The 13135-nt window shown below is 42.1% G+C and carries 12 protein-coding genes; 3 read left to right on the top strand and 9 right to left on the bottom strand.

Going from position 1 to position 13135, the window contains the following annotated elements; all coding sequences use genetic code 11:
* Window positions 1-130 precede the first annotated feature (130 nt).
* From L0P88_RS05650 to L0P88_RS05610, 9 genes are all read right to left on the bottom strand, one after another.
* Window positions 131-766, bottom strand: a complete 636-nt coding sequence (locus tag L0P88_RS05650; RefSeq protein WP_247133643.1) for a hypothetical protein — start codon at window positions 764-766, stop codon at window positions 131-133.
* Between the two features lie 51 nt (window positions 767-817).
* Window positions 818-1150: an ArsR/SmtB family transcription factor gene (locus tag L0P88_RS05645; protein ID WP_247133642.1), complete on the bottom strand. Its 333-nt coding sequence runs from the start codon at window positions 1148-1150 to the stop codon at window positions 818-820.
* Window positions 1151-1359: 209 nt separating this feature from the next.
* Complete coding sequence (locus tag L0P88_RS05640; RefSeq protein WP_247133641.1) at window positions 1360-2364, bottom strand: C45 family autoproteolytic acyltransferase/hydolase; 1005 nt, start codon at window positions 2362-2364, stop codon at window positions 1360-1362.
* Window positions 2365-2373: 9 nt separating this feature from the next.
* Window positions 2374-3450 (bottom strand): hypothetical protein, encoded by a 1077-nt coding sequence (locus L0P88_RS05635; RefSeq protein WP_247133640.1) that lies wholly within the window; start codon window positions 3448-3450, stop codon window positions 2374-2376.
* Window positions 3450-3836, bottom strand: coding sequence for a copper resistance protein NlpE (locus L0P88_RS05630; protein WP_247133639.1), 387 nt, complete (start codon window positions 3834-3836; stop codon window positions 3450-3452). Before L0P88_RS05630 ends, L0P88_RS05635 begins: the two co-directional genes overlap by 1 nt.
* Before the next feature lie 3 nt (window positions 3837-3839).
* A complete protein-coding gene (locus L0P88_RS05625) occupies window positions 3840-5009 on the bottom strand; it encodes a flavin monoamine oxidase family protein (protein WP_247133638.1) in 1170 nt (389 codons plus the stop codon).
* 164 nt (window positions 5010-5173) lie between these two features.
* Window positions 5174-5899, bottom strand: a complete 726-nt coding sequence (locus tag L0P88_RS05620; protein ID WP_247133637.1) for a hypothetical protein — start codon at window positions 5897-5899, stop codon at window positions 5174-5176.
* Window positions 5900-5919: 20 nt separating this feature from the next.
* Window positions 5920-6804 (bottom strand): DUF5694 domain-containing protein, encoded by an 885-nt coding sequence (locus L0P88_RS05615; RefSeq protein WP_247133636.1) that lies wholly within the window; start codon window positions 6802-6804, stop codon window positions 5920-5922.
* A 506-nt stretch (window positions 6805-7310) separates the two neighbouring features.
* Window positions 7311-8225 carry a helix-turn-helix transcriptional regulator gene (locus L0P88_RS05610; RefSeq protein ID WP_247133635.1) on the bottom strand — a complete coding sequence of 305 codons (915 nt, stop codon included), beginning with the start codon at window positions 8223-8225 and terminating at the stop codon, window positions 7311-7313.
* Between the two features lie 257 nt (window positions 8226-8482).
* Here L0P88_RS05610 and hemG point away from each other — a divergent pair, with 257 nt between their 5' ends.
* From hemG to L0P88_RS05595, 3 genes are all read left to right on the top strand, one after another.
* Window positions 8483-9010, top strand: coding sequence for a menaquinone-dependent protoporphyrinogen IX dehydrogenase (gene hemG, locus L0P88_RS05605; protein WP_247133634.1), 528 nt, complete (start codon window positions 8483-8485; stop codon window positions 9008-9010).
* 241 nt (window positions 9011-9251) lie between these two features.
* Window positions 9252-12350 carry a cytochrome c biogenesis protein gene (ccsA, locus tag L0P88_RS05600; RefSeq protein ID WP_247133633.1) on the top strand — a complete coding sequence of 1033 codons (3099 nt, stop codon included), beginning with the start codon at window positions 9252-9254 and terminating at the stop codon, window positions 12348-12350.
* A gap of 148 nt (window positions 12351-12498) precedes the next feature.
* On the top strand, window positions 12499-13134 hold the full coding sequence (locus L0P88_RS05595; RefSeq protein WP_247133632.1) for a (2Fe-2S)-binding protein: 636 nt from the start codon (window positions 12499-12501) through the stop codon (window positions 13132-13134).
* Window position 13135: the final 1 nt, after the last annotated feature.

Below are 13135 nucleotides of genomic sequence, written 5' to 3'. Positions count from 1 at the left end.
TTCAATGTTGCCAAAGAAACCCTTTTTCATTGGCTTTTTGCTTACCAAAATGCAATTATTGTTCAAATCTTAGGGTGTAAAGGGTTGAAAATAGTTTTTTGATATCGGTTGATTTCATAATTGCTTGGCCTTATTGGTATTGTTCATTTAAATACTTTATTCTGGAGGATACGTAAAGCAATTCCATGGCAATGCGCTCTGGGGAAAACAAAGAAATCTCTATTTGTTTGGGACCGTCTTCCGGGGCGATTCCTTCTTCCACGAAAATCCTGAGTATACCATCATCCGTTAAGTTCAGTGCTTCAATGGCAGTGTAGGTAACCTGCCAAGTTTCAGAACCGGATTTTACAGTATAGGCATAACGTTGGTTCTTACTGGCATTGCCCACCCTGAAACCATATGCTTCCAGGGAGGCAAGAGCTGGAAAGGGTTCCTGGATCGGTTCAGTACCAGCGGAGAGCACATTGTAATTGTTCAGGTTATAATACAGTAAGCCCGTCCTGAGCCAGATAGTGGCAAGTTGGCTCTTCTCTTTGTTATGTTTATCGACAAAAACTATAGTGAGGTCTTCATCATTTTTGTTGCCTTTGGCAATTCTCGAAGCCAATTGATCGAGCAATACCTTTCGGTCTTCTTGAATTGAAGAATAGGAGCTTTCAAATTGTACAATGGATTTTACAATTTTGTTTCTAAGCTTTTGTGCCTGAACCCCATTTTGAAATAGGATCATTACCGTAAAAGCGGTGATAGTTAAAAGTGTTTTCATGGGACATTTATTTGTTTATCGCAATAAAACGATTAATTGGTTAAAATTTTTTTAGCAACAATCTTCATTTTCAGGAAGGTCCTGGTCAAGAAAATCCCCCATGACTTCCTTCATGGCCGCCCAGTTCTCCTTATCAATGCAATAGCATACACTTGTTCCCTCAACCTGACCTTTAATAAGACCCAGGTTTCGCAGTTCCTTTAGATGTTGCGATATCGTGGGCTGTGCCAGACCAATTTCATCGACCAGATTGCCACAATAACAGTTATCCATTTTAAACAGCTGTTGCAAAATTGCGACACGGGCAGGATGTCCGAACGCCTTGGCAAAAATGGCTATCTCATTTTGATGGGCAGTAAATATTTCTGTCTTGGCCAATCCCATATTCATTATTTAATTGCAATATTACAATAAATGTATTGTTCCGGCAATAAAACTTAGTTAAAATGGCTGTCTTAAGAGCTATAAAAACAGGTAAGCTTGCTTAAGTAGTTTGTTTTACGGAACAACAGGTCAAGGTCGGACATAAAGGACATTTTAAACATAGTAGGGGAGGAACCGTGCCTAGCGCCATACAATAGTTGTTTCCCGATTTATTTCCGTTGCTTTCTTAACCACCAATCAAGCCTTGTGTCAGCTTTGTAGTTGGTAAGTTTTGGTTTGGTTTCTGCCCGTTCAATTTTCAATTCCTTCAAACTTGCCACAACTGACCAAATTGTTCCAAATTGTTCCTTTTTTAAATCCAGGCATATACATTTGTCCGACAAGATTTCCTTGGCCTTTTCCAAACTCATTTGGTCAACCGCGGACAAACTGCTTTTTAAGCCGCTATAGCGTTCCCCACTTTTGCTCCATTCAACACCTCCCTGGTCAAAGACTTTCATCCCTTCGATCATAAACTGATTGGTGATATAGATAAAGTTTTGCGTTTCCTCCGGGCGTCTGACCCTACTTTTTTGGAGGGAGGATTCAACCACCGCAATGTCCCCTGTCCTGTCCGCAATCAGAAAGTTATTGGCTGATGACACTTTTGTTGACTGAATAAGTCCAATGGCCTCATTGGTGGTTTGGCAATTTTCCAACACCTTTCTGACCACAAAATGAAAGCTGATTCCTGGTTCTGGTTCCTTACCATTCACAAAAGACATGGCAATCGACAAGCCTTTCTCGTTGACACCATCGGAACGTCCAATAAAGACATCGGATTGCCCAATATAAGCGAACTTGTTTTTTGGGGCAATCAGGCTACTCTCCGTAAACTTTTTAAAGGCAAAAAGCATATCGTAATTTCTTCCTACGATGACCCCGTCATTGTTCCTATGGGCAAAAACACTGCACTGCCCCGTTGTGTTGAACATGCCTAGACTTAAAAGGAAAGCGGCAAGTTGTTCCGGAGCGGCTTTAATTCCGTCGGCAAAGCCTTTTATCTCTTCCACTACCTCAGGATAATAGCTTTTTAGTACTTCATAGGAAGAGAGTCCAAACTCCATTTTCCGTTTGCTTATAGCAGGAAGTGAAAAGTTGGCCTTGTCATGGAGCAATTTGCCGTATTTATGCCCCATATCATAAAAATCGCCGTATAATCTTGGGTGATACATTTTCTTTGATTAAAAATTTATGCCCAAAACCAGTTCCACGCCCAAATCGAACGTATAGACCTTGGAGGTTTCCAATTGTTGAAAAAAATCCACCCCAAAAACCAATCCATTTTTTTGCCAGGGAATTATGCGTAGTCCTTGACTGGCACCAATGCCTATAACAAAATTGAAGGAGTTGTTACCGTTCAAATCTTCCACGATTTCATAACCTATGGGAACGTTGCTACTCGCAGAAGCATACACTCCCTTAAATAGCTTTTTATAGAGAAAGTAAAGCTCGGGACGAAACACAAATGAATTGACATCGGCATAACCGTTTTCTTCGGCTATCCCAGGTCTGGCCCAGGTCACTTCAAAGGAGGTTTCGTAGGGCCTGATGAGTCCTTTTTTACTGTCCACAAAACCTGTATAGCTTATACCATAACCTTCAAAATATCTGCTTCGCATCCCCTTCAGGGTGATGAGGTTAAACCATTGCCCAAGTTTTTGTGCCATGGTTTCGTTTTCTTTGATGGGCTTGAAATTGGCCTTTGAAACCAGGGGTTTGGCTTGCCGGTAAGCCTTTGAAAATGCATGCATGCAGTATTCCAGGGCGGCCCTTATCCTTTTTTCGTGAGTAGCATATACTCCTGCTTTATCGTACAGGCCAAAGACATCATCTTCATTGTGCTTTATGCTAAAAATCTCTTTTAACAGCCCATCGCGTTTTTCACAAAAGACCATTTCAACATGTACCCGTGCAATTCTAGCGATGCCTTTATTCATTCTTCGTTTGGACTCCTGTACATTCAGTGCCTTTAGCTTAATATAAATGGGCGTACTCCGGCCATTTTCTTTAAAGGACAGTCCATAAAAAGTTTTTATGGCTTTTTCTGCCCCTTCTTTTAAAAAGAGTTCTACGGGTTCCGCATTTACATTTTCCAGTACCCCTAAATGCTTCACCGTTCGCTCGTCAATGACCGATTGAATGAAAAGACTATCCGTTTTTTGGGTAGTGAATGGAATTGATCGTAATGATACCATTTCCTGACCATATGAAGACAGTACTGCCAACAGGCATAGTGATCGTAAGATATGGGTCTTCATCAATTCCCTGTATTTGAGGATACGTAATGGACTTCCCATATTCGGTATTCGTCGGTATCATAGGTGACCACCATTGATTTTCCAGAAAGAAAATGAATATGGAACTTCTCTTTTTTCCCTGCTTTGGATTCGAGCTCAATATATTTTCCGTTGGCATTGAATATCCAGGTTCCATCGCCCTGCTTACCTTCCGAAACCGATACATAGGTGCCATCCCTATTCAAGGACAAATAATCCTCCGCCTCCTTTTTTGGAGGAAAATAATAGCTCTCATCATCGGAATATTTATCAAGATGCCAAATGGCGTATAGGTCTTCTTGATTGATTTTTTGGGCGTAAGAACCTACTGTGCACAGCATAACTACAAGTAACGATAGCTTTTTCATTGGTCATTTTTTCTTGTTCAAAATGGTATCCACGCATTGTTTGGCCGAGCGTATCGCATCGTGGACATTGCCCCAGTTTGTTCCATCCGTATAGGCATCTCCGGCAAAATGGATTTTGTCCTCTATAGGCTCCTGTAGTTTGGCAATGGTCCTGTATGCTGTGAAATCACTTACATATGCCCCTTTTGCGTGGGTAGTGGTAGACCAGTTATGGGTCAAGTGCTTGATATAGTTTCTACTTGCTTTCCCGTCAAATATGCGGTCCATTTCCGCCAACATTTCCATTTTGAACTCATCTTCCGATAAACTTCCATATTCCCTTGCCTTAGTCCCAACTGAAAAAAGTCCCAAGACGTTCATTTTGCTGTCCTGTCCCCAAGCGGCATCATAAAGGGATACATGTCCATTGGTTTTCGGATGTATTACATAATCAACAAATGATGGATAAAACTTTTCCTTAAATGCAAAAAACGCCTTAAATCCGTCCCAGTAGTCGGTGTCCTCAAAAGCCTGTAGCTTTTTCTTGGGCAAACCAGGTGTGAATTTTATAGCCTTTGCTTTAAGGATGGACACCGGAACGGTAAGTATGACCTGGTCAGCCATGTGCAGTCCATTGTTGGATGCCAAGGAGATTTTGTTTTGGGTGTAATCTATGGAATGAATGGATTCGTTGTACTTGATGTTTTCTTGAATGGACGGTGCTATAAACGTTTTGAAGAAGCCAAGCCAGGAGTTGTTCTTAAATTTTTTATCATTGAAGGTGTTGAGTGTGCCCCGAATCAGTTTTCCGTTGTCCCAAACCCCATACACATCGTTTGGGGAATACCCTATGGTCTGTATTTCTTTTAGGGCAACTTGGGTATCCACCAAGGGATTAAAATTGATATGGTCCATGGAAATCCATTCCGCACCGAGCGCAATTGGAAAATCCGCAAAAGCAGTATTGGTTTGCATCCTTCCACCAAATTGCGAAGCAGCTTCCAGTATGGTAAAATCAATTCCTTTTTGTCTTAATAGGTAACCGGCGGACAAACCTGCGGCACCTGCCCCAATAATCATGACCTTACCTGGGAAATCCAAACCCTTTTGTTTCTGATTTTGCATGGTAAAAGAGTAAAAAGGCATATGCAGGCCCAAAAGTCCACATGCTTTGATAAAGTCTTTTCGTGTCATTTACTAGTGCTTTTTTGCTACAATGAGTGCCATCGTTTGTAGGACGCTCTATTGTTGTTGGGCAACCTTGGCCAACCCCAAATTCCACTCCTACTTAAAATGAAAACCATAGTATGGGATGCGGCTTTTCATAATGGGGATTTTATTGAATTTGGATATAAGCATCATTCATTTTTGTCCAATACTTTCCCCGACCTGATTTCATTGCCATCCTTATCCAGAATTTCAAAGAGGGCAGTGTCCGTTTCGTCCACGTATAGTTTAATGCGTTCCCTTCCCTTGGAATCGTAAATAAACAGACCTGTATTTTTGTTTTCCTCTCGACCAAGGAACATCCGATACACATTTATTTCCGAATCCAGGTACTTTTTGAATTGTTGATATTCCAAGTTTTTCTCAGATTCATCCATGCCCTTTGTTTTCCCAATAAACTCATCATATAGTTTTTCGACCCTTACGGAATCCACCCTTTCCCTAAAAAACATGCCGTACCATCTTTTCCACTCTCCCTCATCCAGGTATTCGTCCTTCATTATCGCCATTATCTGATCATTCTTTTGTTGGTCAAAAGTGATTCCTGCAAAATTCTCTTCATCTGTTCCATCGTAGTAGATGCCACCAATTTCATCACCAACCCGATTAAAGAACAGTAGTCCAGGTAAATCCCTATTGGTGCCAGGTTTGTTGGGTACTCCGTGGGTTGTGGCAAGTGCCTGTTTTTCTGGATTGCTTATTGAGATGTACAGATGGCCATCGGGTCCAACAATACTTAGGCGTTGGGCCTTTATTTCTTCCGGGATTTTAGATTTTTCGGCATGTGAGGCGACCAGGTATACTACCACGGCCAGTAGCGCGATCGTATTGACTATGGTCAACGTTTTTTCCGCCATGTTTTCCTTAATTAAATGATTTAGTTGAGATAATCGGTGATTTCCACATATTCAAAATCCGGTGAATCCATAAACATTTGCCTAAGTGTATGCACGTGTCCTGAACCGTAGATTAGGAGAATACGCTCCTCGTTTTGTAAATCGGTAATATCGTAGGTGTTGGCAAATATTCGAATATTACGCCGATACCAACGTGCCAATGCATCGGCTCCATTGTACCAATCCCCGGCCCCAATGAGGGATAGTTCCGTAAGGTATCCTTGATGGTTTTTTAATCGATTGGAGGGTTCATTGATAAACCTGAGGTACTCCTTTAACGGGATTTCGGTTTTTAACGAGTCTTCAAACCTTGATTTTTTAAGGTAATCGTAACGTCTCGATTTTTCCAAATTCCCTGTGGAACGAAGGTACTTTTCCTCGTCATAGTTTTCCCAGTCCATGGTTACGCCACACCATTCCAATGGTTCGGTATCCGATGCATAAACCTTTTGGTGCCCCAATCTTTTCGCAAGTTTGAAACCCACTTGATAGGTCTCGCTGGTGCGCTTGGAAATATCAAAAGTGTCATTGAGATAGCCCTTGAAGGATGCTGTTAGCACACTATCTTCACTTACCCTGGGATTTTCCACCAATATTTTTGTCGGTTGGAACTTTTCCAAAGCATCCAGTACCATATCCAATTCCTTTTGATGTTCCTCACTTAAGATATCAAAAGAAAACTTGGGTTTATAACTGTCCAATCCAGGGTTGCTGAAATGAAATAGGCCCAGTACCGAAACACGGGCCTTATGCTTGCCCACAAATTCTTTTGGACTAAAAGGATCAGGTATGGATTGATTCCCTTTTTTGATTTCGCATGAAATTACAGTTAAAACACTAATGGAAATTAGGATGCTATTTTTCATGTTGTAACGGTTAGCTTTGTTGTTATTTGTTTACTTGTTGTAGTGCGGATCGATCTTCTTTCCGGCTTTGCCCATAATTGGGGTGTGCCGCAGCGGAACGTCACCTGGCGGTTTGGTCCCTTTGGGTCCAAAATTCCAGTTCACCTCTTCAATTCTATCTTTTCAAGGGTCAGGGGATTACATTCCTTACTTTTTACCAACGATTGATTTTTACCAACCGGACCTGTGCTAAAAAACGGCTTCAAAAGTAAACCAGCTGTTGTTGCTCCATTTGTCAAAAAGTCTTCTTTTTTTGGGAAGTGGATAGGGTAGCGGGATTCTTGGTAGTTGACCGCCAGGGTTTATTGCCATTTTACCTCCTTTTGATCAGGAAGTCAAGGGTATTGGGTCACTGGTGTGGTATGTTTGCAAGCTAAGGCGAAATCTACTTGGTAATAGGCCTACCTGGGAACGCGTGTATATTGTAAAAAAGGCTTAATAAAGCCCATTGGATCCTAAAGCATATCTTATGCCTTAAACTGGGAAGGTGAAATTTTATAATGCTTTTTGAACAACTTACTGAAACACTGAATATCGTTAAAGCCAAGTAAATCGGATACCTCATTGACCATATATTCACCGGATGCCAATAACTCTTTTGATTTCATCAGTTTTATGGCATTTGTATATTGATGGGGGGTTTGTCCAAATACACGTTTAAAGGAATCGTACAGATGAAATTTGGGAAGGCATGAGATGTTTGCCAACTCATCCATGGGTATGGGCCTGTTCAAATTGTCATGGATGTATTCCCTTGACAGCAGTAAACGTTTAAATACTTCAATTTTTGTGCTGTGTTTTTTTGATTTTATCCTTTTGGCAAGCTTATAAGCTGTTAGTTGATCGCGCTGTAAACTGAACAGTACTTCGATTACAATTTCTTCCATATCCAGATGGTCCAGTTTATGGTAGGAAGTTTTGCGGTGCAGTGACTCAAGTACGCGACCGGAAGTATAGTGTTTGGCCCCCAAGGGTATTTCCATAAAAAAATGTTCCCTTTCAAGCGGTTCATTCGGGTAGTCGATCAAAAACTCATCGCATTTGGTGTGGAACGTATAAAACTGATTCAGCAATGCCTGGGATACGATGATACTCAATACGTCTATGCTCTTTTTTCTTTCGTTCATGTAATTCCATCCCTTTCCGGGATTGGTAATTACAAAATTGCCATGGTCCACTGGTAAATACCTGTTTTCAAGTTCAAAACCACCATGCCCTTCCTTAAAATAAACGATGGTAAGGTTGTTGTTTTCATAGGTATAGCTATCCAACGAGTTTTTAAAACGCATCAAATAGTTTTTATCCCATTCAAAGGTTGGGGCTTCAACAGTTGTGCGCCTGGAGAAAAAATCATAGTAGTTACCGCCGAACAAATGGGTCATTCCAAAGCTTTTCTGGGGACTAAAATACACCTGCGGTCCGTTTGATGCAATAGAAGTCTTTCAATACCTGCGTTTTTGCTTGTTTGGGACAATCTTAAATTCTGGTTCCTCCGTCCATCTTTGGACGAACCTTAAAAAAATAACAATGACAAGTTGGGAATAATGATAAAGTCAATTAATACAAAAGGAATTATTAAATTCATGGTGCTATGAGCCGGTAAGGTAATAAGCACAATTCCAAATTTGTTGCATTGAATATGACCAAAAAAATCGCCATCCTCTATGCTTCGGTAGACGGACAAACGTTAAAAATTAGTAATACCCTTGGCAGTCAACTACAAAAAAGCCATCACAGTGTTGATTTGTTTCCAGTCGGTGCTTTTGATGGGGATGTCAAGGCCTATGACCTATTTGTCATTGGTGCCAGCATTCGATATGGGGTCCATGACAAAAGGATAATTGACTTTATCAACACACAAAAAACACAACTAGACTCGGTTAAAACAGCATTTTTCTCCGTAAACCTTGTGGCACGAAAGCCAGAAAAAAACGCCCCGGACACAAATCCTTATGTCATAAAGTTCTTTAAGACCATAGACTGGAACCCCACTTTGGTTACCGTATTTGCTGGTAAACTTGACTACAAAAAATACCCTTTTTTCGATAGGATCATGATTCAATTTATCATGTGGATGACCAAAGGACCAACCAATAAAAATGCAGAAATTGAATATACGGATTGGAAAAAAGTGGAGGAATTCGGAGAACAATTGAACGGGTTATAGGGCATGCCTTAAGCGCTACCGCTATCGGTTGCCTGCACAAATCCATTACACTACGGTTGATTTTGAGTTGACCTCAAGCAAGATCAAATGAAACCATCTGGGGCATGCCACGAGTTGAACTGCCTTTAAAAGTTGCTGCGCCTAAGGAATTGCCCATGACATTTATCATTATAATTTAAGCGGCTTTTGGCTAGCTTACAGCTTAGTTCGTACCCATATGAAAAATGTATTTAATCGAGTAATGAGGTCTTTACTCCCCCTTTTTAACACAAAGGCCGCAGCGGTTTACCTTTTGGTGTTTGCTGCATCCATAGGTGTAGCCACATTCATTGAAAACGATTACGGAACAAGTGCGGCCCAAAAAGTGGTCTACCAAGCCTGGTGGTTTGAACTTTTGCTTTTCCTTTTTGGCATAAGTGTCATTGTAAATATCCGGACGTTCAACATGATAAAACAGAAAAAATGGGCATTGCTTATTATCCATATTGCCATTATTGTGATTTTGATCGGTGCTGCCCTCACCCGCTATCTGGGGTATGAGGGAATGATGCACATTCGGGAAAACAGTTCATCCAACAGTTTTCTGTCATCCAACAACTATTTGAAGTTCCATGTAAAGAAAGATGGCAAGGATTTTTATTTTGACGAACCGGTATTCTTTGCTTCCTTGGGGGGCAACCATTGGGAGGGATCCTATCTGGTGGATGACAATCCCATAAAGGTAAAAGTCACCCAGTTTGTACCTAATCCAAAACGGGTGCTGGGCGAAGCAAGTGACGGGAAGCCTACACTGCAAATGGTGGTCGGTAGCCTTGATGGTAGGGAAAATCACTTTGTCATGGAAAATGAGGCCCGACGCATTGGGAACCTGTTGTTCAATTTCAAGGAAAGCCAATCGACCGGGGCCATAAACATTCGTTACCGCAATGATTCCTTAAAGATCAAGCCCATCATGGCCCTCACCCAAACCAATATGGCCACCCGTCAACGGGATACCCTGTTCCCGGGTCATTATAGCCCATTGCAGTTAAATGCCTTATATTCCGATGGGTTCAATACGTTTGTTTTTACGGATTTCAAGAAAAATGGACAATTACAGATCCAATCGGAAGATCCAAAGGTCAAAAACGAAAGTATTGTTGCTTTGGCACTTGATATCGCTGTGAACGATGAGTCGAAAAATACTTATGTGTTTGGGAAACAGGGAAATCCAGGAAGCTCACAAACCATGCAGTTCAACAATATGGAACTATCGGTTTCGTATGGGGCCAAAGAAATGACGGTCCCCTTTTTCATTCGGTTGAACGACTTTATCATGGAGAAATATCCAGGCACCAACAGTGCTTCCTCCTATGCCAGTGAGGTGACTTTGATAGATAGGCAAAATGACCTAAATACGGATTATAGAATTTATATGAACAATATTCTTAATTACGGCGGCCATCGGTTTTTTCAGTCCTCCTTTGATACTGATGAAAAAGGAACGTATTTGAGTGTAAACAGTGATTTTTGGGGCACCTTGATCTCTTATATAGGTTATGCACTACTTACCTTGGGAATGTTCATGACACTTTTCAGTAAAAGGACTCGCTTCTACCAGGTTTCCCAAAAAATCAAAAAGATAAGGGCAAACAGGCCAACTCTTGTCCTTTTGGCACTTCTGTGTACTTCCATTGGCCATACACAACCCATGGAAAATGTGGATTATACGGCCCGTGCCGTAGAATTGTCCCATGCCGAACAATTCAGCAGGTTGATCGTACAGGATTTCAAGGGAAGAATGAAGCCGGTCCATACCTTGTCCAGGGAAATCTTTCGAAAAGTGTCCCGTAAGGAAAGCCAGTTCGGATTAACGGCCGATCAGCTGCTGTTGAGTTTATTTGCCGATAAGGAAACCTGGCAGGGAGCCCCCCTGATCAAATTGGGTAAGCACGAGGACCTAAGGGACCAGCTGGAACTTCAAACGGAATACGCGGCCTACACGGATTTTTTTGATGGAAATGGAAAATACAAGTTACTGGCTGGGGTCCGCAAAGCCTATGCCATGGAACCCGGAGATAGGGGTGTTTATGAAAAAGAACTCCTAAAAGTGGATGAACGCGTGAATGTGCTTAGGATGGCTTTCTCAGGGCGTTTGCTAAAGCTGGTTCCCAACCCCAACGACTCCAACAATGCCTGGGTTCCCATTATTACCCATATCCATGGCCCCAATGACCTGCACGGTGCCTCCGATAGTGTAACGGATATGTTCCACGCTTATGGGGATACCCTTAAAAAGGCGATGACTACGGGAGACTACACAGAAGTCAATCTTGTATTGGAAAAACTTCATACCTATCAGCAAGAGCATGGGGGTGGCATTATTCCATCCGAGTCAAAAATCAAAGCAGAGGTATTGCTCAACGAATCCAAAGTGTTCACGCGTTTAGCGGTATTTTATATTTTGGTCGGTATCGTGCTTTTGGGCTTGCTGTTCGTTTCGGTCTTTAAACCCAAGCTGAAGCTAAAAGGGGTGTACACACTGCTCTTGGTATTGATCTTCCTTGGTTTTGTAGTACATACCCTTGGTCTTGGGCTACGTTGGTACGTTTCGGAAAGGGCCCCTTGGAGTAATGGATATGAATCCATGATCTACATCGCCTGGACGGCCACCTTGGCGGGCCTGATTTTTACCCGAAAATCTTTAGGTGGCCTTGCAGCCACCACAGTGTTGGCAGCCATCATCCTTTTTGTGGCCACCCTGAGTTTTCTGGATCCGGAAATCACGCCTTTGGTACCCGTTTTAAAATCGTATTGGCTTACCATTCATGTGTCCTTAGTGGCGGGCAGCTATGGTTTTTTGATGCTCGGTGCCATCATTGGGCTCATTAACCTAACCCTAATTGCATTCATACGGGGGTCAAATAAGGACCGGGTAAAAGGAATCATCCAAGAAATGTCATATATCAGTGAGCTCACCTTGGTTGGAGGGTTGTTCATGTTGAGTGTTGGTACCTATCTTGGGGGCATCTGGGCCAATGAATCCTGGGGAAGATACTGGGGTTGGGATGCCAAGGAAACCTGGGCCCTTGTTACCATTCTCATCTATGCCTTCATCCTGCACATGAGGTTGATTCCCAAGTTTAGGGGGCTCTTCGCCTATAACCTGGCCAGTATTTTTGGTTTGGCCTCCGTGATCATGACCTACTATGGGGTAAACTATTACTTGTCCGGCCTACACTCTTATGCCTCGGGCGACCCGGTCCCTATTCCCAATTGGGTCTATATTGTTGTCGTTTCCATTGTCGTCCTCAGTAGCTTGGCCTATTTTAAGAATAGAAAATATCCAATCATGAATTAGGGTCCCAATCCCTATGGCCCAATAGGTTGTTTTACCGGTTTATATTCTTTACGTTAAATTTCAAATAGCGCACAAATTTTTATGGATTATGTTGTAATTTAAGGGGATGTAATTCAATGGAATAGCGAACAAATTCAATTATAGTCGTATGGAAAAAAAAGACCAAGACGCGGAGTCCAAATCGGCAAAAAACATAAGTAGGCGGGGGTTTATCCGAGGTGCAGGATTATCCACTGCCGGCAGTGTATTGCTCAGCTCAAATGTGCTTGCCTTTGATTATAAGGAACAGCCAGCCAAAGGGAAAGAATTTGGTCCTGGGGCCATGACCATAAAAATGAAGGTCAATGGCATAACAAAATCGATTAGTGTAGAACCGAGAACAACTTTGGCCGCTGCTTTACGAGATCATTTGGGACTTACGGGGACCAAGGTCGTTTGTGATCGGGGTGCTTGTTCGGCATGTACGGTTTATTTGGATGGAAAACCCGTGAATTCCTGCATCATGTCCGCCCTTGATGTTGGTGACAAAGAAGTAACCACTATAGAAGGGATTGCAAAGAATGGTGAACTGCACCCAGTTCAGGAAGCCTTTATTGAGCACGATGCATCACAATGTGGATATTGTACACCGGGAATGGTTATGTCTTGTGTCCACCTTGTGGAAAACAACCCTAATCCCAATCTGGAAGATGTAAAAGATGCCACTCGGGGTAACCTTTGCCGTTGTGGTACCTATCCACATGTTTTTAAGGCAACCCTGGAAGCAGCAAAAAAAATGATATAAC

The sequence above is a fragment of the Muricauda sp. SCSIO 64092 genome (assembly GCF_023016285.1).
GTDB lineage: Bacteria > Bacteroidota > Bacteroidia > Flavobacteriales > Flavobacteriaceae > Croceivirga.
Note: the sequence above shows the minus strand (reverse complement) of the source record. Positions and strands in the feature narration are given on the sequence as shown.

Excerpts from the sequence above, each read along its gene's own strand:
- L0P88_RS05650 (WP_247133643.1), bottom strand. The coding sequence starts at position 766 with ATGAAAACACTTTTAACTATCACCGCTTTTACGGTAATGATCCTATTT.
- L0P88_RS05645 (WP_247133642.1), bottom strand. The coding sequence starts at position 1,150 with ATGGGATTGGCCAAGACAGAAATATTTACTGCCCATCAAAATGAGATA.
- L0P88_RS05640 (WP_247133641.1), bottom strand. The coding sequence starts at position 2,364 with ATGTATCACCCAAGATTATACGGCGATTTTTATGATATGGGGCATAAA.
- L0P88_RS05635 (WP_247133640.1), bottom strand. The coding sequence starts at position 3,450 with ATGAAGACCCATATCTTACGATCACTATGCCTGTTGGCAGTACTGTCT.
- L0P88_RS05630 (WP_247133639.1), bottom strand. The coding sequence starts at position 3,836 with ATGAAAAAGCTATCGTTACTTGTAGTTATGCTGTGCACAGTAGGTTCT.
- L0P88_RS05625 (WP_247133638.1), bottom strand. The coding sequence starts at position 5,009 with ATGACACGAAAAGACTTTATCAAAGCATGTGGACTTTTGGGCCTGCAT.
- L0P88_RS05620 (WP_247133637.1), bottom strand. The coding sequence starts at position 5,899 with ATGGCGGAAAAAACGTTGACCATAGTCAATACGATCGCGCTACTGGCC.
- L0P88_RS05615 (WP_247133636.1), bottom strand. The coding sequence starts at position 6,804 with ATGAAAAATAGCATCCTAATTTCCATTAGTGTTTTAACTGTAATTTCA.
- L0P88_RS05610 (WP_247133635.1), bottom strand. The coding sequence starts at position 8,225 with ATGACCCATTTGTTCGGCGGTAACTACTATGATTTTTTCTCCAGGCGC.
- hemG (WP_247133634.1), top strand. The coding sequence starts at position 8,483 with ATGACCAAAAAAATCGCCATCCTCTATGCTTCGGTAGACGGACAAACG.
- ccsA (WP_247133633.1), top strand. The coding sequence starts at position 9,252 with ATGAGGTCTTTACTCCCCCTTTTTAACACAAAGGCCGCAGCGGTTTAC.
- L0P88_RS05595 (WP_247133632.1), top strand. The coding sequence starts at position 12,499 with ATGGAAAAAAAAGACCAAGACGCGGAGTCCAAATCGGCAAAAAACATA.